This window comes from Niabella beijingensis, from assembly GCF_020034665.1.
Lineage (GTDB): Bacteria > Bacteroidota > Bacteroidia > Chitinophagales > Chitinophagaceae > Niabella > Niabella beijingensis.
This window is the reverse complement of record NZ_JAIQDI010000001.1, coordinates 2,372,868-2,394,013: the sequence shown is the minus strand read 5'-3', so window position 1 is coordinate 2,394,013 and position 21,146 is coordinate 2,372,868. Positions and strand designations below refer to the sequence as shown.

Below are 21,146 nucleotides of genomic sequence, written 5' to 3'. Positions count from 1 at the left end.
GAGATCCGGGAATTAAGCTATTTGTGTCTCAAATCTCAGCGCTCTATTCTGAAGTCTGAAAGCTAAATCGCTATCTTTGGCCCTATGTTAGCAACCGTTTTAGAAGCAGCAGTAAGGGCCGGCGCAGCAGAACTGACCCGTTATTTTCAACAGTCGTTTTCGATACAGCATAAAGAAGGGCGCAATAACCTGGTTACAGATGCCGACCATGCATCGGAAAGGGCCATTATAGAGGTGATCCGCAGCCATTATCCGGATCATTTTATTTTAACCGAGGAAAGCGGGGAACTGGTGCAGGAATCGGATTACAAATGGATCATTGATCCGCTGGACGGCACCATTAATTTTGCGCATGGGATCCCGATAAACTGTGTGTCGGTTGGAGTGGAATATAAAAAAGAGATCATTTTAGGAATGGTTTACAACCCGCACATGAATGAATTGTTCTTTGCGGAAAAAGGCAAAGGGGCAACGTTAAACGGCCTGCCTTTAAAAGTAAGTGAGGAAACAGAGGCGATGCGGTCCTGCCTGGTAACGGGATTTCCCTATGTGTATATAAATATGGAAAACGGACCATTACAGGTCTTTGAGCGGTTTATAAAGGAAGGAGTTCCGGTACGCCGGCTGGGTGCTGCGGCTATTGACCTTTGCTGGGTGGCTGCCGGCCGGTTCGACGGGTTTTATGAGCACAAGCTGGAAGCCTGGGACAGCGCGGCCGGGTACCTGATCGTGGAAGAGGCGGGTGGAAAAGTGACGGATTTTAATGGTGGTAAGTTCTCTCCGTACCAGCACCGCATCCTGGCTACGAACGGAAGGATACACGATGAGTTGCTGGCGATCATTAATAATGTTGCTGCCGCCAACGGCTGATAACCTCCCGGAAAAAGAGGAGCATTAAAAACGTATAAAAACGACCGATTAAAATGAGTGAACGTACAGAATTGTCGGAGCTGGGTGAATTTGGTCTGATCGACCACCTGACAAAAAATATAGAACTGCAGAACGTTTCCTCCCTGCTGGGGGTGGGTGATGATGCTGCTGTAATTGATCATTTTGGAAAACAGACCGTTGTTACTACCGACCTGCTTCTGGAAGGCGTCCACTTCGACCTGATGTATACGCCGTTAAAACACCTGGGGTATAAATCTGTTGTGGTGAACCTGAGCGACATATACGCGATGAATGCCACTCCTACCCAGATCATCATGGGTATCGGCATCAGCAACCGCTTCAGTCTGGAGGCACTGGATGAATTTTATGAAGGGGTATATGCCGCCTGCAGTCATTACGGAGTAGACCTGGTGGGCGGGGATACCACTACCTCTCAAAAAGGGTTTGTGATTTCTGTTACCGCCATCGGTGAAGTAACCCCCGATAAATTTGTAAAAAGAAATACAGCAAAAAAAGGAGACCTGCTCTGTGTCAGCGGCGATCTGGGAGCCGCCTATGTGGGCCTGCTGTTCCTGGAGCGCGAAAAGAAGATCTTCCTGGAAAGCCCGAAAGTGCAGCCGGATCTTGAAGGAGAAACCTATGTGATCGGCCGGTTATTGAAACCCGAAGCCCGAAAAGATATTGTTGAATTTTTTGCAGAAGAGTCCCTGTTGCCCTCGGCAATGATGGACATCAGCGATGGGTTGAGCTCGGAGATCCTGCATATCTGTAAGGACAGCCAGCTGGGTTGTGTATTGTATGAGGACAAGATACCGGTAGCCGATGAAACCCGGAATGCCGCATTCAAATTCGAAATCGATCCGACTGCCTGTGCACTGAGCGGGGGCGAGGATTATGAATTACTGTTTACCGTACCACAGGCCGACTATGAAAAAATTAACGCGAACCCGGCCATCAGCATCATCGGGTATATGACGGACGCAAGTGAAGGCGCTCATATTATTACCAAAGGAGGCAGCCGGCATGAGATCACCGCCCAGGGCTGGAACCCGATCGGGTAACCATTGGATGAAAAATAAACGATAGACAAAACCATGCTATACCTTACGGGGATCATTGTATCTGTATACCTGTTGATACTGCTGATAGCGAAGCCGCAAAAAACCACCGCCGATAAGATCCTTACGGCATGGCAGTTTCTGGCTACGATCCATCTGGGGTACCTCTACCTCTTTGTTTCGGGCAGCTACAAGAATGTGCCGGGGATATTAGGCTGGGAGCTGCCCTTTCCGTTTATCCATGGTCCGTTCCTGTATTTATATACCTTATATCTTACCAATCAGCAACAACATAAGTACCGGTGGATCTGGCATTTTCTGCCATTTTTTGCCGATTATGTATTGTGGGTTCCTTTGCTGTTAATGAACCCCGGACAAAAATTATATGCCTATGAGCATGGCGCGCCCGGGCTCAGGGGCATAATAATGGGGCATACCATCGCCCTTATCATTTCAGGAGTGGTATACATTATTGCGGCATTGGTATTGCTGAAACGTCACCGGAAAAATATTGCAGGACAGTTTTCTTACACCGGGAAAATCTCATTGAACTGGCTGCGCTACCTTATAGGAGGAATAGGGGTTATCTGGTTTTTTGTAATATTTTACCGCACTGAGCAAACCCTCTATATTTCCGTTTCCCTTTTTATATTTTTTATCGGATTTTTTGGGGTGCGGCAGGAAGGTATTTTTAACCGGAGAACTGCAGGCAGCGAACCGGCTCCGGGCCCGCCGTATGAAGATCCGGTACCCGGCGCTATGCTGCAGCCGGCAGCCCTGCTTATGAAAAATACGGTGCCTGAAAAAGTAAAATATGAAAAGTCGACACTGACCGGGGAGGAGGCAGCAGAGATACACCAGCGTCTCAATGACCTGATGCAGGATACCCGCTTATTTAAGAACGCGGAACTGACGCTGGGAGATGTGGCCGAACAACTGGATATCCATAGCGGCACCCTGTCGCAGGTCATCAACTCCCGGGTCGAAAAGAGCTTCTATGACTATATCAATGAATTGCGGGTAGAGGAGTTTAAAAAGATCGTAAGGCATCCCGATAATCAAAACTATACCCTGTTATCGCTGGCTTTTGAATGCGGCTTTAATTCCAAATCTTCTTTTAACCGGAATTTTAAAAAATTTACCGGCCAGTCACCGTCTGAGTATCTGAAAAACCGGCACATTGATTTGTGACCTGCTGACTCCGGTTTATTGTTTCAGATCAACAGCGCTCATGGATCCCCGGGGGCTTTAAGAATTCATTAACAAAAACAGTCGTTTTTAGAGGTGCCACCCTATTTGATGGGGCGATTTGCGCATTTCCGGCACCCATATTTGCAGAAAATCAATTCTTATCTCTTTTAAACTTGTTTTTGTGCAAATGAATCCGGCTGTTTTTTACAGGAGGGCAATCCTGTCTCTTTTTGCGCTGTTTTTTAGTCAATCCCTGTTGATGGCGCAAACCACCGGGACCCAGTCAGTGCGGGGGCGGGTTCTGGATGCTGTAACCCGGTTCCCGGTCGGGGATGCCACGATAGCTGTTTTGGATACTGACCCTGCAGAGTGCCGGTCTGATAAAGACGGCTATTTTAAATTGGATGTACCCCTGGGCCGGTACAGTTTTGTGATTACGCATACCGGTTATGAGTCCTATACCGTCCCGGAGGTACTGATAACCGCTGGGAAGGAGGAACAATTGACAATACTGCTGACGGAAAAAACCACCCTTTTAGATGAGGTGATCGTTCAAACCCGGGGCAAACAGGCATTGAATAATGAACTGATCGCGGTGAGCGGAACCCTATTTAATCCCGCGGATACCCGCCGTTTTGCCGGGTCGATCGGTGATCCGGCCCGTATGATCAGCGGGATGGCAGGGGTGGCCAATGCATCGGATGGCCGTAATGATATTGTGGTGCGTGGTAATTCTCCCCTGGGGCTGTTATGGCAGCTGGAGGGGATCAACATTGCCAATCCCAATCATTACGGATCCCTGGTGAGCACCGGCGGCCCCGTAAGTATCTTAAATGCCAACAACCTGGCAAAATCGGATTTTATTGCCGGTGCTTTTCCGGCGCAGTATGGAAATGCCCTGGGCGGGGTATTTGATCTGCGCCTGCGGAACGGGAATCCCGAAAGAACGGAGGCCGTTGGAGAGATCAGCTTTTCCGGGTTCGAGGCGGGCATCGAAGGCCCTTTTTCCCGGAAAAGCAAGGCCTCCTACCTGGTCAATTACCGGTATTCAACCGTTGGGATACTGCAGGCCATCGGGTTCAATGTGGGCACCGGTGCTGCCATTCCCCAGTATCAGGATCTGAACTTTAAGGTCTATATCCCGCTGTCGGCAAAGCATACGCTTTCCATTTGGGGAATGGGCGGCCCCAGCAAAATAGATTTCCTGGGCAATGAAGCCGATACGGTAAACAATAAGAATCTTTACGGGGCAGAGCATACCAATCTGTTTTCGCGTTTTTTTACAGGTATAGCCGGACTCAACCTGGAATCCAATTTCAGCCGGAGAACCTTCGGGAAGCTCAGCATTGGGGTCAACCGGGCTACAGAGAAGAACCTGGCTGACTCCATCAGTGAGCAAACCCGGGAAGCCTATCGCACCGGTGAAACTCATTTTAAAACCACCCGGTATGAGATCGCGTACACACTGGCGCATAAATTCAGCCCCAGAACAAATCTTCTTTCAGGGCTTAATGCAACTGCTTTTAAGTACCAGCTGTTTGATAAGCGGATCTATGGCGATGATGAATCAGAAACCATCCAGATCGATGAAAACACGAATACCGCACTATTACAGACATATAGCCAGCTCAAACACCGGTTTACGGAACGGTTAACCCTCATCGCCGGTTTGCATTACCAGCGGCTGATGCTGAACGGATCCGGTGCTGTTGAACCACGCGCATCCCTGCAGTACGAGCTGCCGGGCCGTCAAACGATCAGCGTTGCTTACGGGGATCATTCACAAATGCAACCCCCGGTTGTTTATTTTAAACGGTCCTATAGCAATGAGCAGCCCGTGTATACCAACCGGCAGCTGGGCTTTACCCGCAGCCGGCAATTTGTGCTGAGTTATGCCAACCGGTTCGCTCCCTCTGTGCAGCTGAAGACAGAGGCGTACTATCAACGACTGTCGCATGTGCCGGTGACGCGCTATCCTTCCGGTTTTTCGATGCTGAATGAGGGTAGTGGTTTTGGACTTATTTTAAAGGACAGCCTGGTGAATAACGGTACGGGCGCCAACTATGGTTTGGATCTTACCCTGGAAAAATCCTTCAGCCATCATTATTATTTTTTAATAACCGGCAGTTTGTTCCAGTCGAAGTACAAGGGCAGCGATGGCATAGAGCGGAACACCACTTTTAACAATAATTATGTTGCGAATATGCTTGCGGGAAAAGATTTCCGCCTGGAAGGCGATCAGCATATTTTTTCCGTAAGCCTCCGGATGACCGTTATGGGCGGGCGATATGCTTCGCCGGTGGATGTGGCTGCTTCTGCCTCGGGCAGGGGCACCATCTATGATGAGGAAAGGAACCCGTATTCCATAAAACAGGCGCCGTACTTCCGTACAGATCTTAAACTGGGAGGACGCCGGAATTTTAAACGCTCGACTCTTGAAGGCGGTGTTGACCTGCGCAACGTTACCAACCGCCAGCATCTTTTTGTACAACTGTACGACCGGAAAACACAAAGGGTAGTGAACCAGTACCAGCCGGGCATCCTGGTAGTGCCCTATTTCCGCTTTACGTTTTAGAAAATTTTTATTGTTTACACAAATTAATAGACCGAGAATGAAAAAAAGTATCCTTGTTATTACCTGCTTTGCCATAGCAGGCACCCTGTCCATTCTTTCCTGCAGAAAGAGCAAAACTGAAAAATCGGCTTTTGATAAAGTATATGAGCGGGTCAACGATCCGCAGAATCGTTATTTCTGGGAGCAGTTCCACAATGGGAGCGTTGAAAATGTAAAGACTGTGATCAGTAAGCTGGAACAGCAGTACCGGGAAGATTCCACCAACCTGATTGCCACTGCCCACCTGGGATTTGCCCGTTTCTGGCTGCTTTCCGAAGGGTTGCGGGGCGGCATACCCCCGCAGGAGATCCCCGGTCATGTGGCCGATGCCCGTAAGTATTTTGCAAAAGCGTACGAGATGAACCCCAACGACAAGCGGCTGCTGGGTTTCCTGGCAGATGCGGAAATGGCCCTGGCCTCCATTACCCAATCCGATGAACTGCAGCAGCAGGGATATGCCAAAGGGCTGGAGTCTATTACTGCCTGGCCGCAGTTTAATAAATTCACCATTGGGGTCACTTTTTCCGGCTTTCCCACACAGTCGCCTCCTTTCCAGCAGGCACTGGAATGGCAATGGACCACCCTGGAAGACTGTTATACGGCCTCTGTTGACCGGGCGAACCCGGCAATCCAGGAATTCATCAACAAGGATCTTTCGGGTCATAACCTGGGCAAAAAAAGGGCCTGCTATAACAGCTGGATCGCCCCGCATAATATTGAAGGCTATTTTTTAAACATGGGAGATATGATCGTACGAACGGGAGATCATGCAACGGCTAAAAAGATATATGCGCTGGCAAAAGCCTCGCCCAATTACAACAGCTGGGCGTTTAAGGAGGTGCTGGAAAAAAGGATTGAGAATGCCGAACGGAATACCACGGTATTTTTGGATCAGACCCAGCAGGGGATCGATAATGTCATTATCGCCAGTTCCGGCTACAACTGCTCCAGCTGTCATAAAATGAGCGCGGCTGACCAGGACCGGTTTAAGAACTATGATTGGGCAGGTTATTTTAGAACAAGGGACATCTATTCTGTTAACGGGTTAAAGCCCTGATGATATGTAACACATAAATTGTAGTTTGCACCCGTTTGAAAGGCCTCCGGCTAAAAACGTGTTTTAATGAAATGGTGGTGCATTTTACTTTTCGGATCAATGCTGGTTTCCTGTAGTACAGGCAGGCGGGCATTTGACCCCGGAAGGAAATTCAGTCCGCAGCAACTGGCGGCCGATTACCGGCTTTTCCGGAATATCCTGGAAGAACGGCATCCTTCTCTGTACTGGTACACTGCCAGGTCTTCGCTGGACAGTGTCTTTGAAGCAGGCCTCCGGCAACTGGGGGACAGTATGACGGAACAGGAGTTCCGTAAGATACTGACCCGGGTGGCTGCGCAGATACAGTGCGGGCATACCTCCGTAAGGGCATCAAAAAAATATACAAAGTATATCGATACATTGCGCAGCAAACCGGTATTTCCCCTGTATATAAAAACCTGGAACGATACGGTGGCGGTTGCCTACAATGTATTTAAGAACGACAGCAACCTGATCCGGGGTGTATTGATAGAAGCCATCGGAGACCGGCCGGTGGCCCGGGTGCTGGACAGTCTGCGGCAATACCTTTCTGCCGATGGCGGCAACCGGATCGCCCGCGATCAGCGCCTGAGCACCGGTACTTATTTCGGAACGCTGTACTCCTGGGTATACGGCTGGCCGAAAGACCTGCGTATCCGCTTCCGCGACAGCACCGGCACAGTACATGAGGATACGCTGAAGCCGTACAGGCAGCCGGTGGATACCACGCGAAAGCCGGTGGCGCAATCCAAACGCAAACAAAAACAGCCGCGCCGGGACCGGCTGAACGAACAGCGCTCGCTACAGATCGACAGCAGCGGCAGATTTGCCGTTATGGAGCTCAACAGTTTTTCGGAACATCTTGGGCTGCGCTCCTTTTTCAGAAGATCCTTCCGCCGGCTGAACCGTAAAAAAATTGAGCATCTTATTGTAGACCTGAGAAGTAATGGAGGCGGAAGGGTTAATAACTCCAACCTGTTTATAAAATACCTCAGCAGTAAGCGCTTTAAACTTGCGGACTCGCTTTATGCAGCGACAAGACACTCTGCCTATAGCAGCTTCATTAGTAACGACCGGGCCCTGAAGTGGTTCATGCGTTTTGTTACGCATAAAAAAGCGGATGGCTTTTATCATTTTTCCTGGTATGAAAAACATTATTTCCGGCCGCGGAAAACAAATCATTACAAAGGCACCGTTTACCTGCTGAGTGGCGGCAACTCCTTTTCGGCTACTTCACTTGCAATAGGCGCACTGCGGAAACAGGAAAACATCATCGTATTGGGCGAGTCTACGGGCGGCGGGGCATACGGAAATACGGCATTGCTGATACCCGATGTAACACTGCCGCATACAAAGGTCCGGTTCCGCCTGCCCTTATTCCATATGGTAGTTGATAAGACCCTTCCCAAAGACGGACAGGGTGTGCAGCCGGAGATATGGGTGGGGCCTACGGTTGAAGCCATCCGGAAGGGGATCGATTATAAAATGGAAAAAGCAAAGGAACGGATAAATAGCAGGTATAAGGAATAGCATTACGGGGCAATGAGCAGGTTGCGGATCTTTTCCGTCAACATCTTTTCTGTCTCCGGGCCCCAGCCGGTTTGCGCATAGGCCACATTCCCGGTTTTATCGAGAATGTAAAAATAGGGAGAGCCGGGCGCATTGAATTTCTTTTTGATCGCCCGCCCGTTAAAAATTATGGGATAAAGAAGGCTGTGCTGTTGTATATATGTTTGCAGGCTTTTCTTTCCGTCATCGTAAATACCAAAGATAACAAACCGGTCCGGAGCAAAGGTTGCAGCAATATGATTGATTGTCCGGATGGAAGCCTGGGCTGCCGGACAGCCGATACCAGACAAATACAGCAGTACCACTTTTCCCAAACCGCTTTCTGATGAAACGGAATCTCCTTGCACAGTTACTCCATACCAGGCTGGTGTTGGTGTACCTGCGCTTAAAAGTGTTTTCGGTACATAAGGAGTAAAGCCCGGCAGACCGGCAAAGGTTAATAAGGGATTAGTGTGAAGTTCATTGATGCGGATATTCGTATAGGAGGACTTCTCATAAAAGTCGACAAATGTGAATTCCGTCAGACCCGGCTTTTCCGCAAGGCCGCTGCCGGTGTGCAGCTGCATCAGGGGTAAGTAGCTTTTTTTATCAATGACAATTGTCTGGTTAGTGAAGTTCCGCCGGCCGTCGATGATCGAGTCAAAGCTGTTTACAAGCACCACGTAGCAGGCTTTATGCTGAATAACGGTATCTTTTTTTAACGATACACGACCGGGGTTGTTTGTAAGGATCTTTTTTAAGGAATACAACAGTGCGCCGATATCGGAAACGTTTCCCGAATACCCGTCAGATCCCGGCTTGCGGGTATAGGTACTGTCTTCAAAATCGTAAAAATATGCAGCCGAATCCGTTATGATTACTCTGTTTTTATAAAGCGCGGTACGGGTGGTTATATCTGCATTTTTTATGAAACCTTGCTCATCAAAGAAAAAAATATACCGGCTGTTAAGCAGGGTAGTATCCGTATTGAACGGGCTCTTTGATTCCCTTGTTTCTTCAAATTGCAGATTTTTGGCATCAGCAAATTTTGACAGCATCGTGTTCAGAATCTCCATTCCCTTATTTGAGCTGTTTTGTCCGTATGCATTTTCGGCATAAAGCAGGTACAAAGGGAGCAAAAAGTAAAGGCTGCGTTGCTTCATTTATTAAAGATAGAACGCATTTCATTTCATCATGATGGCGTCTGCCATGGTTTAACAAAGCCTTAAAAGGCCCCCTCTATTTTATACACCCATGCATAGGTACTGGGATTATTGGCCGGTGAAACCCCGGGAGCCTGAATGGTGATGCCGCCGGCTGTTGAACGGAATCTGACTTTTCCCCGAACGCCGAGCAACTCGATACCGGATGCTTTTTGAATGCCTTTTATCTTTAACACGTCTTTCCACGTAGTGGCAATGGCATAGAGCGTATTGCCCTTTCGTGTGAAGTAAAGGGTGGTGTCGGTTTGTCTTGGTGCCTTCTTCCAGGCGGTAGTGCCGTAAATGGCGTCCCCGTTCACTTTCAGCCAGTCGCCCATATCTTTCAGCCGCTGTTGCATGATCACCGGTATAGTGCCGTCGGCTGCCGGTCCGATATTGAGCAGGAGATTACCGCCGCGGGATACAATATCAATAAGCATATGTACCAGGCTTTGGCTGGTCTGGTACTGCTCCAGGTTTTCATTGCGGTTATACCCAAAAGATTCACCGATCCCGCGGCATTCTTCCCAGGGTTTTTCAAGACTGGCAGTACCATGACCGTATTCAGTAGTGTTAAAGCTGCCGTATTTTCTTCCGCCGCTTCCCCAGCGGTCGTTGATGACCACGGTGTTTTTTACAGGGGATTCATTATAAAGCCAGGCAATGAATTCGCGGCTTCGCCAGGTGGTGTCGGACTGGTCCCATTCCCCATCGGGCCATACGATATCCGGCTGATAACGGGTCACCAGGTCTTTCAGCTGTGGCAGCATGTGCTGGTCCACATATTTTTTTACATCGGTTTTATACAGGGGATTGTACCATTCGTACAACGAATAGTAGAAACCCATATGCAATCCGGCGTTTTTTACGGCTTTTGAAAGATCCCCGGCCAGATCGCGGTGCGGTCCCAGGTCCACGGCATTCCAGTTCCATGCTTCCGGGCTGGGCCAGAGTGTAAAACCGTCATGGTGTTTGCTGGTAAGCACAATATATCTGGCGCCGGCATCTTTAAAAATTTTTGCCCATAATGCAGGATCAAATAACTCGGCTTTAAACAGGGAGGCAAAATCCTGGTACTTAAAATCAGGTCCGTATACCCGGTTCTGAAAATCGACAAACTCTTTATGGATCTTTAGTTTGTCATTGATCAGCCGCTGCCAGTACCATTCAGCATAATTGCTGCCAAAGCCATCCGCGTTGGAGTTGGTGGCCCATGCGGGCACGCTGTACAATCCCCAATGGATAAAGATCCCGAATTTGGCATTGGTATACCATTCCGGAACAGGGCGGGTTTCCAGTGATTCCCAGGTGGGCTGGTATTGCTGGCTGTTAACGGTGGAGGCGGTTACCAGTAAGAGTGGAAGCAACATTAATTGCTGCAAAACAGGGGAGCTTCTTTTCATGACCGGCAAGTTAACAAAGAAGCGGGGTTCGGCAAAGGGAGGGATGCAGCCTGTGTTTTATGTTTTAAAGGCAAACGGATAATTAAAGCGTGCGTTCTCATAAATGGCTTTGTATGCAATATACTTTGCGAAAAAAAATAGCAGGAGTGCCACGCTGCAGCAGGCTATCAGCAGATCGAACCATAGTGCAAGTATAGGGGTCTTTAAAATGAATACCGCCAGATTATAATATAAATGAGGCAGCAGAAAAAGGACCTTCCATAACGAGGAAAGGCTCACCGCCTTCAGAGATAATAATTGCTTTTGAGGAGATCTGAATCGCACCCTTATAAAAAGATAGTAGATGGTACTTCCTGTCGCCATCAACAAGCAATAACAGATATAGAGAAGATGCGGAGCTATTTTATGCGAATGTAACAATGGATAGACCAACAGCAACAACAGGATGGTCAATAGTATTTTTGGAAATGAAAAAAAATTCTTGAATAGTCTGAACTCCAGTTTTTTGGCAGCCTTCCGGATGAAATTATACCGCTCTTCAACAATTTCCGAAAAACCGTAGCGGCCAAAAGACCGATACATTCTTTTTAGTGCGTCTTCAAATGAAAGATCCGGGTTCACGCGCAATTGCTCCTCAATGCCTTCCGCCATATGATCTACCAGCTCCTGACGCAGATCATAGTAATCGACGCCTCTTCTTACGCAAAATTGATCCAGTTTAAGTAGCTGTTCATTTGTTGTCATATGGCAACAGCTTTTATTGAAAATACATTATTCAAATGCCACCGGATACTGGTGCCGGGCATCGTTGTAAATTGTTTTGTAGGCGTGATACCGGGCCAGGGTAAACAGGATGGCCAATGTACAAAAAGCAGCCATTACAAGATGGAACCAGGGCGTACGATTAACGTCGATCTCAAATCCTTTAACCGCCAGATTAAAATAAAGATTCGGTACCTGGAAAAGCCCGATAAAAATGGTAAAGCTGCCGGTATGTTTTAATGACAAAAGTTTCTGGGCAGGTCGCTTAAAACGCCGGTGCACAAAAACCGCAGCAATGATGCTGAAGAAAAATAAGAAGAGACAATAGATACTGTATACCCCGTTTGCATTTTCTATTTTAAACAGGTATACGGGCGTGTTCAGCAACAGAAAAACCAACAGGGATACCGCTATTTTCGGAAATGTGAAGTACTCCCAGAAAAGCCGGAGCTCCTTTTGCCGGCAGGCTTTCCGGGCCGCCTCTTCCCGTTGCTGTACTACTTTTGAAAATCCCGAAATACCAAATGCCGCATACACCTGCTGTAACGCAGCGTCGAATTCCAGGCCCGGGCTGGCTGTCATTTTTTCTTCAATACCGGCTGCCAGATGGTCTACCAGTTCCATTTTAAGATCGTAATAGCGGACCCCTTTTTTCTGACAGAACTGATCCAGTGTTTGTATTTGTTCGTTTGTAAGCATATCATGCCAGTTTGGGTTGAAAAATCAGTTGCAGGGTATTCTTAAAGGCTTCCAGTTCGATCATCGACCGGGCCTGTTCTTTTTTTCCGGATGCCGTAAGGGAATAATACTTGCGTACGCGGTTGCCCAGGTTTTCCGTTTCCACTTCCAGGATGCCGGCTGCTTCCAGCCGGTGCAGGAGGGGATAAAGCGCGCCTTCGGTGATCTTTAACTCCCCTGCTGTAAGCTCTTTTACCCGCTGTGTGATCTCATAACCGTACATGCGGCCGTTTTCTTGCAGCAGCTTGAGCAGGATCGGCTCCAGGCACCCTTTATATAAACTGGTCTTATTCACAAAAAATCATTTTCAGGGCAAATATACATAAGAAATCGATACATAAGTAATTTATGTATTGATTTAATAAATCACAAAACCATCCGCATCCTTCCAGAAGGGGAATTTTGAACGGACCTCATCCAGTTTTGTTTTATGCAGGGTGATCGTAAAAATGTCTTCTTCATCCGTTTTTTCATACAAGATTTCTCCCAACGGATCGATCACCCGGCTGTCGCCGCTGTGGTAAATGCCGTTACCATCCTCACCCACACGGTTCACCCCCACCACATAACACTGGTTTTCAATGGCTCTTGCCTGCAGCAGGGTCTTCCAGGCCAGGCTCCGCCGCCGCGGCCAGTTGGCTACATTGATGAGCACGTCATATTCCGGACCGGATGCTGCGGCTTCTGGAGATGCGGGGTTCTGTCGGGTCCAAACCGGAAACCGCAGGTCATAGCAGACCTGCAGGTTTATTTTCCAGCCGTTAACGGAAGCAATGAGCCGTTTGCCCCCTGCGGCATAGTGCTGATCTTCTTTTGCAAAAGCAAAACGGTGCCGTTTGTCGTAAACCCCGTACTTACCGTTGGGCAGCATCCAGATCAGCCGGTTGTAATAATCGTTCCCGTCTTTGATGATGAGGCTCCCGGTGAGAATGATGTTCTTTTTTGCTGCGGTTTCCTTCATCCACTGTACGGAAGGGCCGTCCATGGTTTCGGCAAGCTGTTCCGGCTGCATGGAGAATCCCGTGGAAAACATTTCAGGAAGTATTACAACCTGTGTCCGTTCCTGAATGTTTTCGATCTTCTGCCGGAGCATGGCCAGGTTGGCGGCCTGATCTTCCCAGTGAAGCCGGGTTTGCACCAGTGTAATAATAAGCGACATAGGATCTAAAGTTCGGTTATTTTGAAGAAAAGCGGTCTTCAGCTTCTTCTTTTTCCATCTGCCGGCTGGTCTTGCGGCTGCCGTCATGGCTGTATCCCGGTGGCCCGAAAAGATAGCCCAGGCGTTGTTTTAACGTAAGACCGGTTTGCTTAACATCTTTATACACCTGTATCCATTCGTGAAATATGATGGAAAAAGCATTCGGATTTTCGAGATCCTTTGTAAGCCCGTACCGGACGGGACCATACTCTGCTTCCGGAAGTTCTTCCTGGAAGGTGCCAAAGAGTTTGTCCCAAACGATCAGGAACATACCCATATTCTTATCGAGGTACCGGGGATTGGAGCCGTGGTGCACCCGGTGATGGGAGGGGGTTACCAGTATTTTTTCCAGCCATCCCAGTTTTCCCACCAGCTCGGTATGCACCAGTGTACCCCATATCTGAGTGGCAGAATACATAAACAGGATGTCGAGCGGACGGAACCCCAGCCAGGCCAGGGGTATAAAGAATATAAAACGGTAGAGCGGTTCAAAGACCGAAGAGCGGAACCCGACACTGAAATTGAATTTTGTGGAGCTGTGGTGTGTAACATGCACGGCCCAGAGAAAACGGGTGGTATGGTCCATCCGGTGCAGCCAGTAATACACAAAATCTTCCAGTACCAGCAACAGCACCCAGTACAGCAATCCGTTCTTTACAGGCTGAAAATGACTGTGATGCGCTATAGCAGTAAGTACCCACAGATAGGATAATTTAAATAACATATCCACAGCGCCGTTGGCAAGGGTGAGGTAGAGATTGGTCAGTGTATCTTTTAACGTATAGATCTTCCGGTGAAAATGAAAGTTCGACAGCAGTATTTCCGCTCCGATGATGATGATATAAAAAGGAGTGGAAAACAGCAGCAGTAATTGTTCGTGGTATCCGTAACCGTTCATGACGTTGTTATTTGATCACCTGGAGCAGCGGTTGAAACAGCTCCGGTTCGTATCCCCGCTGGATAAGGAAGGCGGCTGTTTTTTTCATTTTTACAAAACGGTTGCGCTCTCCCTTCAGGCTTTGCCATTTTTGATGCAGCAACCCGGACAGGGTCTGTTCATATAGTTCTTCATCGATCTCCTTCATCCCCGACTTAATACAATACGGGCTGACCTGCTTTTGCTGCAACGCGGTTCTTATTTTATTGCGGCCCCATTTTTTCTGCCGGAAATGCCCGCCCGCAAAGGCTTTGGCAAAACGCTCCTCATTTAAGTAATGCTCTTCAATAAGGGCTGCGATGATGCCATCGTGTTCTTTTTTCCAAACCCCGAGTTCATATAATTTATTGACCACATCGCTGTGGCAGCGCTCGCTGTAGGCACAATAATGCTGTAACTTTTTTAATGCCTGCTCCGCAGAAAGCCGGGTATTCGGGGTCTCCGGTTTCATGGTCATTCCTCCAGGCGGGTGGTACAGCCAAATTCGTTCTTCAGGTAATCATCGTAATGATCGGCCTGCTCAAAAAGATTCTTAAACTCTTCAACGCCCGATTCCTTTGTCATATCCAGGTCGTAGAGCAGGCGGCTCAGCACAATATTGTTCTTATTACAACTCAGCACCAGTCCTGTGGATTTGTTGTTTTCCTGCAGAAGGTACTGGTACAGCGGTTTTATTTTAGCCGGCTCCGGTGGCATCTGGCAGAGGTAGGCATCACCGGCTATAAAATAATTATCCGGGTTATAGCTGATATTTATTTTTGCCGACCCTTGTTTTACGCTCCATTGGTTGGCGCCGTCGCGCGCCAGCCGTACATCTTTGCCCAGCTCCCTGAGAATATCTTCGATCAGTTTGGCCACACCCATCAGCTCTGCTTCCTTTTCGGGCATCTGCAGCAGTTTTACCTCTGATCCGCAATTGGGACAATATTTATTATTATCAATATTTTCTGCTGTTACCAGCGAATCGCAGCTGGGACAGCGGGTGGCCTCCCGGCCTTTGTGCGGCAGGTAAAGATCAATGGCTTCTTTGAGATAGCTCACCGGAAGGGCAAAACCCAGGTTATCGCCGCCCTTAATGATAAAGGAGTTGACGCCGATGACCTCACCGGCATAATCCACCAGCGGGCCGCCACTGTTACCGGGGTTGATGGCTGCATCGATCTGGATATACTTGAGGCCTTCGCGGATGCGGTCTACCTTTGAGATCACACCCTGTGTGGCGGAATAGCTCAGATTATAGGGGTGCCCGATAGCGATCACATTATCACCGTCCTTCATGGCCTCATAATTGCCGATGCTGATTTCCGGAAGTTCCACTCCCGCAGGCGGCTGCAAAAGCGCCAGATCGTGCTTCTGGTCGGTATACCATACATGGGAAAGTTGTTTTTCAAAAAGCTTGCCTTGTATGGTTACCTCGGGCGTATTGTTGATCACGTGATTATTGGTAACAATAAGATCATAACTCTTCAGATAAAAACCGGTACCGGTGCCGGTTTGCGTGGCAATCTGGATAATGGCCGGTTGGTATCTGTTAATGATTTCCTGTGCGTTCATAACTGTTCAATTAATAAAAAGCTAAGCCGGAACATCCATATTCAGCTTTTCTATCTGGGTGGTAAAGCTGTGGTTAAAGGCCAGCAGGCCTGTGTAGTTCAGCTGTTCTGTTTTAAAGCTCATATACGGATACCGCTCTTTCCACTGGACCTCAACCGCGCGGATGTATCGCGCAATGGCCTCTTCTTTAAAACGCCCTGTTGCGGTATCATACAGGTCTTCCTTATAACCCAGCGCTTTAAAGAAGGCCGGATAGTTCACCTGCATAAACAGGCGGAACAGCAGGGTAATGGGCCGGGGCAGGCTATAGGAGTACTGACAATAGGATAAGCCATATTCCATCAGCTTGTTTGCAAAGTATTCATATCCGTTATCCCGGTACCAGAGCATATTTTCGTTGGCCTCATGAATGGCATCTGCCAGCACTTTGTGTACCTGCGGCGTTACAATGGAAAATGTGTATTTGGAACGGAACAGGTTCCTGAAGATCTCGTCTTTGGGTTTGGCCCGCAGTTCCCGGAAGGCCTCGATCATGTCCCGGTTCTTGTCAACAATGGATCGTTCGTCCTTTTTAAAATAGATCGCCCCTATTTTTTCCAGCAGGTTCAGCAGCTGTCCTTCGGGCGTAATGAGGAAGTCGATGCGGTACACGAGGCTCAGCAGCAGGTAGGAGATCCCCCCGGAAAACTTATCGGCGTCCACCGCTGCGATCTTTTCCAGTGTTTCATCGATCCAGCTGAGGAGAAAATCACATTTTACCTGTTTTTCGCTTTCGGAAAGGGCGGAGATATGATCCTGGTCCACGGCCTCCAGGTGGGAAAAGTCTTCGATCAGCAGATCGTCCTGTTTATCGGATTTTGTCGCCAGTTCCTTCAGACCATAGTACAGTTTATTCGGATTGGCGGTGCTCAGGTCGGTGTCAAAACGCATGCACAGCTCATTGTTGCTTAATGCGAACCGGCTGTAGTAAAGGCCAAAGTTCATCTCCAGCAGGCGGCGCATCACGGGTACGGAAGGCTCTGCCATCAATGCCAGCTTCACGTCTGCAGACAGGCGGTTTTCCCGGATCTCGCCGCGGATGATCTTTGACCCCTGGAATAACTCAAACGTTGCGGTGTCTCCATTGCGGGCATACCGTACGTTTTGCACTGTATCGTCTTTCAGGTAGTCGAAAAAGGCATCCACAGAAGCCGCATAGTTTTTTTCCTTGAAAAGGTTGTCGGCTTCCTTCCAGCGGCGCACTTTACTGGAAACCTTGTTGTTATCAGAATACCGGCCAAAGTCTATGGAAGGGTTCCCCTCCGCAGCAGGTTCTTCTTTGCCCCTGACCCAATTTAAAAACTTATTAAGCATAGGTCCTTTTTTAAGTCGGGGAAGTTACTAAACCTTCACAAACTACCTAAAAAAATTTGCCCGGCGGAAAATCAGCGTTTTTCCTCCTATATTTACCGAAAAATGGGAATAGATTTTTCGAAACTTTACCTAATAAAATAGTAGTTTCGCTACCGCCATTTTGCCTTAGAGGGAACAGAAACGTAAAAATTAATATATAACAGATGAAATTTATTGCATCGTCATCGGCTTTACTGAAACAACTTCAAAATATTTCAGGGGTAATTAATGCGAATAACGTATTACCCATTTTGGAGGATTTCTTGTTTGATATTGACAAAAACCGCCTGACCATTGTAGCCACCGATCTCGAAACGGTAATGAAAACGGAGATGCAGGTAGAAGCAAAGGACAGCGGCCGCGTTTGTATCCCGGCAAAGATCCTGATCGATTCTTTAAAAAACATCCCGGAGCAACCGCTTACTTTTAATATTGATAAAAATTACAGCGTTGAAATTACCAGCGATAATGGTAAGTACAAGGTAATGGGCGAAAACCCCGATAATTTTCCCAAGGATCCTACGGCAGATGACGCTTCCCGCTTTACAATGACCTCCTCTGCCCTGGTAACAGCCATCAATAAAACGCTGTTTGCCACCAGCACGGACGATCTGCGTCCTGCAATGACCGGGGTCTTTTTTGAGCTGGATAAAAAAGGCATCCAGTTTGTAGCTACAGATGCACACCGCCTGGTACGTTATAAAAGAACAGATGTAAGTTCGCCCAATACGGACACTTTTATCGTTCCCCGTAAACCGCTCAACCTCTTGAAATCGGCCCTGCCGGATAATGAAGACGAGATCACCATTAACTATAATACCAACCATTTTTTTGTGATACATGGTACCACACAGATGAGCTGCCGTCTGATCGACGCGCGCTTTCCGGATTATAAGGTGGTGATCCCCTCTGAAAATCCTTACAGGCTTACCGTGAACCGGACAGAGTTTTTAGGGGCACTGCGCCGGGTAAGTGTATTCAGTAATAAAAGCACCTATCAGGTGGCGCTCAATATAAGCGGCAGCGAGCTGCAGCTGGCGGCGCAGGATGTGGACTTCAGCTTTGAAGGAAATGAGCGTATGAAATGCCAGTACAACGGTGAGGACCTGGTGATCGCCTTCAACGCCAAGTTCCTGATCGAAATGCTGAACGCAACAGACAGCGATGAGGTGTATATGGAGTTGAGCACACCTACAAAAGCCGGTTTGATCAAGCCGGTGGACCAGGAAGAGAACGAAGAACAGCTGATGCTGGTAATGCCGCTGATGCTGAATCAATAATGAATATACTATTTTTTAATCTGCCTGTTAGGGCGGTTGGGCCTGACAAACTTTTGCTGGTGGCGGAGTGGTCAGGCCCGGTTTATTAGAGCCTTCTGCAATGATTTCTGCTAAAGTTTGTGTTATCGGTGCCGGACCCGGAGGCGCCACAGCGGCCCTTCAATTAAATAAAGAGGGCATCGATTGTGTGGTGATTGACAAGGCGGTTTTTCCGCGGGATAAAGTATGTGGTGATGGCCTCAGCGGCAAAGTGCTGACCTGCCTCAAAAAGATCGATCCCTCGGTGGCCGAACGGATGAAAAGTGCCGGGTTTAAACTCAACAGCTGGGGCGTAAGTTTTGTTGCCCCCAACCGGCGGGTGCTGGAAGTAGGCTACCGGCCCGACTTTGATGCCGGTAACAACCAGCATAAGGAAGTGCCGATCGGCTATGTGTGCAAGCGCATGGACTTTGACCATTTCCTGGTTGAGGAACTAAAGCGCTGTGCGCACGTAACCCTTTACGAAGGCATCGCCATTACAGAATATACCCTGGAACCAGACGGGTACCTGGTGAGTGATGGTAACGGGTTTACAGTGAAGGCAGACCTGCTGATCCTTGCAAACGGGGCACATTCGTCCTTTACAAAAAAAGTGGCAGGCATCCAGATGGAACCGGCACATTATGTAGCCGGGCTCCGGGCCTATTATAAAAATGTGGAGGGACTGCACCCGGAAAATTTTATTGAGCTGCATTTTTTAAAGAGCCTGTTGCCGGGCTATTTCTGGATCTTTCCGCTGCCAAACGGACAGGCCAATGTAGGCGTGGGTATGCTCAGTGAGACCGTGAGCCGGAAAAAAGTGAACCTCAAAAAAGAATTGCTGCGTATTGTGGAAACAGATCCCGTATTTAAGGAACGGTTTAAACATGCAACGCTGGAAGGAGGAATAGAGGGATACGGGCTGCCGCTGGGAAGTAAAAAAAGAGTGCTTACGGGGGAACGGTACCTGCTGGTAGGGGATGCCGCTTTTCTTATAGACCCATTTACCGGCGAGGGCATTGGAAATGCCATGAACTCCGGACGAATGGCCGCATTGCAGGCCGCGCGGGCCATACAGGCACAGGACTATTCCGCTGCGGGTCTTGCTGCCTATGACGCGGATATCGAACGCGTACTGGGACCGGAATTGCGGCTGAGCACCCGCATTCAAAAGCTGGTCAATTATCCGCGGTTGTTTAACCTGCTGATCAATATCAGCGCGCGGAATAAGAAGGTACAGGAACTGCTCTCCTGCATGTTTTATGAGGTAGACCTTCGGAAAAAATTAACAAAGCCTTCGTTTTATATTGGGCTTTTGTTAAATAAATAAGAACCAGGGGGAAACCAATTCCGTTAATTTTGCATCAACCTAAAATCAATCTATGCAGCAAAAGGTTTTTTCCGGCATTTTGTTTTTAACACTGGGTCTGGCGTTGGCCTGCAACCCCGGCAAAAACCTGAACACGCAGGTACACAACAGAGATGCCGAAGGAAGAAAAACAAATATCCAATATCCCAAACAGCCGACCCCAACTCCGGATAACATTAATATGTCGTACGATTTTGAGCAATTATTTACCCCTGCTCAAAATCACCAGATCGACAGCCTGGTCCGGTTGTTTGAAAAAAGCAACCTGATCGCCATCAAAGTGATAACGCTTCCGGCAGATAGGGTCAGCGCGGACCAGTTTGCGAGCAACAATAAAAGCCTTCTCGAAGAGTGGGCCGGTGTACATGGCAATACCGACAAGGCCATGGTGGTCACCATCAGCAAGGCATTGAACAAAGTGGCTGTTGATTACGGCCCGTTTGTAGAGAAGTTGCTGTCAAAGGCGGAAGCCGATCAGATCATCAGCAACGACTTTCAGCCGGCACTTCAAAGTGGGGCTGTTTTTGAAGGTACCTGGAAAGGCGTGAATGATCTGATGGATACCATACGAAAAAATATTAAGTAGACCATCGCTGTCTTCAGCAGGAAAGACCTGAAAGATTTAAAACCTTTCAGGTCTTTTTGTTTTTTAATGCTACTTTTGCCGCGCATTGGTTAAATGTTCACTTCGATACGGGAACATTTATTAAAAGGGAATCAGGTGCAAATCCTGGACAGACCCGCTACTGTAAATCCCATGCAACATTCTGACAAATAGTGTCACTGTTTCTCCTCCGGAGAAATGGGAAGGCCGTTCAGAATGGGGATAAGTCAGGAGACCTGCCAACGCAGTTTTTATTTTAAGCTTTCGTGGAATAAGGCTTGGAATGCAAATGCGCAGGTAGCAATTACCCAT

At 48.2% G+C, this 21,146-nt stretch carries 19 protein-coding genes and 1 riboswitch; of the genes, 9 read left to right on the top strand and 10 right to left on the bottom strand.

Annotated features, from left to right (window positions below; translation table 11 throughout):
- Window positions 1–84 precede the first annotated feature (84 nt).
- From K7B07_RS09970 to K7B07_RS09945, 6 genes are all read left to right on the top strand, one after another.
- A complete protein-coding gene (locus tag K7B07_RS09970; protein ID WP_223709314.1) occupies window positions 85–870 on the top strand; it encodes an inositol monophosphatase family protein in 786 nt (261 codons plus the stop codon).
- A gap of 53 nt (window positions 871–923) precedes the next feature.
- Window positions 924–1,952: a thiamine-phosphate kinase gene (gene thiL / locus K7B07_RS09965; protein WP_223709312.1), complete on the top strand. Its 1,029-nt coding sequence runs from the start codon at window positions 924–926 to the stop codon at window positions 1,950–1,952.
- 33 nt (window positions 1,953–1,985) lie between these two features.
- Complete coding sequence (locus tag K7B07_RS09960; RefSeq protein WP_223709310.1) at window positions 1,986–3,140, top strand: helix-turn-helix domain-containing protein; 1,155 nt, start codon at window positions 1,986–1,988, stop codon at window positions 3,138–3,140.
- A gap of 187 nt (window positions 3,141–3,327) precedes the next feature.
- Window positions 3,328–5,715, top strand: coding sequence for a TonB-dependent receptor (locus tag K7B07_RS09955; protein ID WP_223711357.1), 2,388 nt, complete (start codon window positions 3,328–3,330; stop codon window positions 5,713–5,715).
- Between the two features lie 37 nt (window positions 5,716–5,752).
- Window positions 5,753–6,811: a tetratricopeptide repeat protein gene (locus tag K7B07_RS09950; RefSeq protein ID WP_223709309.1), complete on the top strand. Its 1,059-nt coding sequence runs from the start codon at window positions 5,753–5,755 to the stop codon at window positions 6,809–6,811.
- A 66-nt stretch (window positions 6,812–6,877) separates the two neighbouring features.
- A complete protein-coding gene (locus K7B07_RS09945; protein WP_223709308.1) occupies window positions 6,878–8,359 on the top strand; it encodes a S41 family peptidase in 1,482 nt (493 codons plus the stop codon).
- A 2-nt stretch (window positions 8,360–8,361) separates the two neighbouring features.
- Here the strand turns inward: K7B07_RS09945 and K7B07_RS09940 are convergent, their stop codons facing one another.
- The 10 genes from K7B07_RS09940 to K7B07_RS09895 form a co-directional block, all read right to left on the bottom strand.
- Complete coding sequence (locus tag K7B07_RS09940; RefSeq protein ID WP_223709307.1) at window positions 8,362–9,540, bottom strand: TlpA family protein disulfide reductase; 1,179 nt, start codon at window positions 9,538–9,540, stop codon at window positions 8,362–8,364.
- 62 nt (window positions 9,541–9,602) lie between these two features.
- Window positions 9,603–10,982 (bottom strand): alpha-L-fucosidase, encoded by a 1,380-nt coding sequence (locus K7B07_RS09935; protein WP_223709306.1) that lies wholly within the window; start codon window positions 10,980–10,982, stop codon window positions 9,603–9,605.
- 57 nt (window positions 10,983–11,039) lie between these two features.
- Window positions 11,040–11,726 (bottom strand): hypothetical protein, encoded by a 687-nt coding sequence (locus K7B07_RS09930; RefSeq protein WP_223709305.1) that lies wholly within the window; start codon window positions 11,724–11,726, stop codon window positions 11,040–11,042.
- A gap of 27 nt (window positions 11,727–11,753) precedes the next feature.
- The gene (locus K7B07_RS09925) at window positions 11,754–12,443 is read right to left on the bottom strand and encodes a hypothetical protein (protein ID WP_223709304.1); all 690 of its coding nucleotides are present in this window, start codon (window positions 12,441–12,443) and stop codon (window positions 11,754–11,756) included.
- A 1-nt stretch (window position 12,444) separates the two neighbouring features.
- A complete protein-coding gene (locus tag K7B07_RS09920) occupies window positions 12,445–12,777 on the bottom strand; it encodes a PadR family transcriptional regulator (RefSeq protein ID WP_223709302.1) in 333 nt (110 codons plus the stop codon).
- Between the two features lie 63 nt (window positions 12,778–12,840).
- A complete protein-coding gene (locus K7B07_RS09915; RefSeq protein ID WP_223709300.1) occupies window positions 12,841–13,641 on the bottom strand; it encodes an amidohydrolase in 801 nt (266 codons plus the stop codon).
- Window positions 13,642–13,657: 16 nt separating this feature from the next.
- On the bottom strand, window positions 13,658–14,578 hold the full coding sequence (locus K7B07_RS09910) for a sterol desaturase family protein (protein WP_223709298.1): 921 nt from the start codon (window positions 14,576–14,578) through the stop codon (window positions 13,658–13,660).
- Between the two features lie 7 nt (window positions 14,579–14,585).
- Entirely contained in the window at window positions 14,586–15,074 is a 489-nt protein-coding gene (locus K7B07_RS09905) for a regulatory protein RecX (protein WP_223709296.1), read from the bottom strand.
- A complete protein-coding gene (locus K7B07_RS09900) occupies window positions 15,071–16,171 on the bottom strand; it encodes a trypsin-like peptidase domain-containing protein (RefSeq protein WP_223709294.1) in 1,101 nt (366 codons plus the stop codon). The genes K7B07_RS09905 and K7B07_RS09900 overlap by 4 nt, the downstream gene beginning before the upstream one ends.
- A gap of 21 nt (window positions 16,172–16,192) precedes the next feature.
- On the bottom strand, window positions 16,193–17,524 hold the full coding sequence (locus tag K7B07_RS09895) for a type III secretion system chaperone family protein (RefSeq protein WP_223709293.1): 1,332 nt from the start codon (window positions 17,522–17,524) through the stop codon (window positions 16,193–16,195).
- A gap of 203 nt (window positions 17,525–17,727) precedes the next feature.
- Between K7B07_RS09895 and dnaN the strand changes: the two genes are divergently transcribed.
- From dnaN to K7B07_RS09880, 3 genes are all read left to right on the top strand, one after another.
- Window positions 17,728–18,843 carry a DNA polymerase III subunit beta gene (gene dnaN / locus K7B07_RS09890; RefSeq protein WP_223709292.1) on the top strand — a complete coding sequence of 372 codons (1,116 nt, stop codon included), beginning with the start codon at window positions 17,728–17,730 and terminating at the stop codon, window positions 18,841–18,843.
- Window positions 18,844–18,943: 100 nt separating this feature from the next.
- The gene (locus K7B07_RS09885) at window positions 18,944–20,191 is read left to right on the top strand and encodes an NAD(P)/FAD-dependent oxidoreductase (protein WP_223709291.1); all 1,248 of its coding nucleotides are present in this window, start codon (window positions 18,944–18,946) and stop codon (window positions 20,189–20,191) included.
- A 52-nt stretch (window positions 20,192–20,243) separates the two neighbouring features.
- Window positions 20,244–20,816, top strand: a complete 573-nt coding sequence (locus tag K7B07_RS09880; protein ID WP_223709290.1) for a TPM domain-containing protein — start codon at window positions 20,244–20,246, stop codon at window positions 20,814–20,816.
- A 69-nt stretch (window positions 20,817–20,885) separates the two neighbouring features.
- A riboswitch (cobalamin riboswitch) is annotated at window positions 20,886–21,092 on the top strand.
- Window positions 21,093–21,146: the final 54 nt, after the last annotated feature.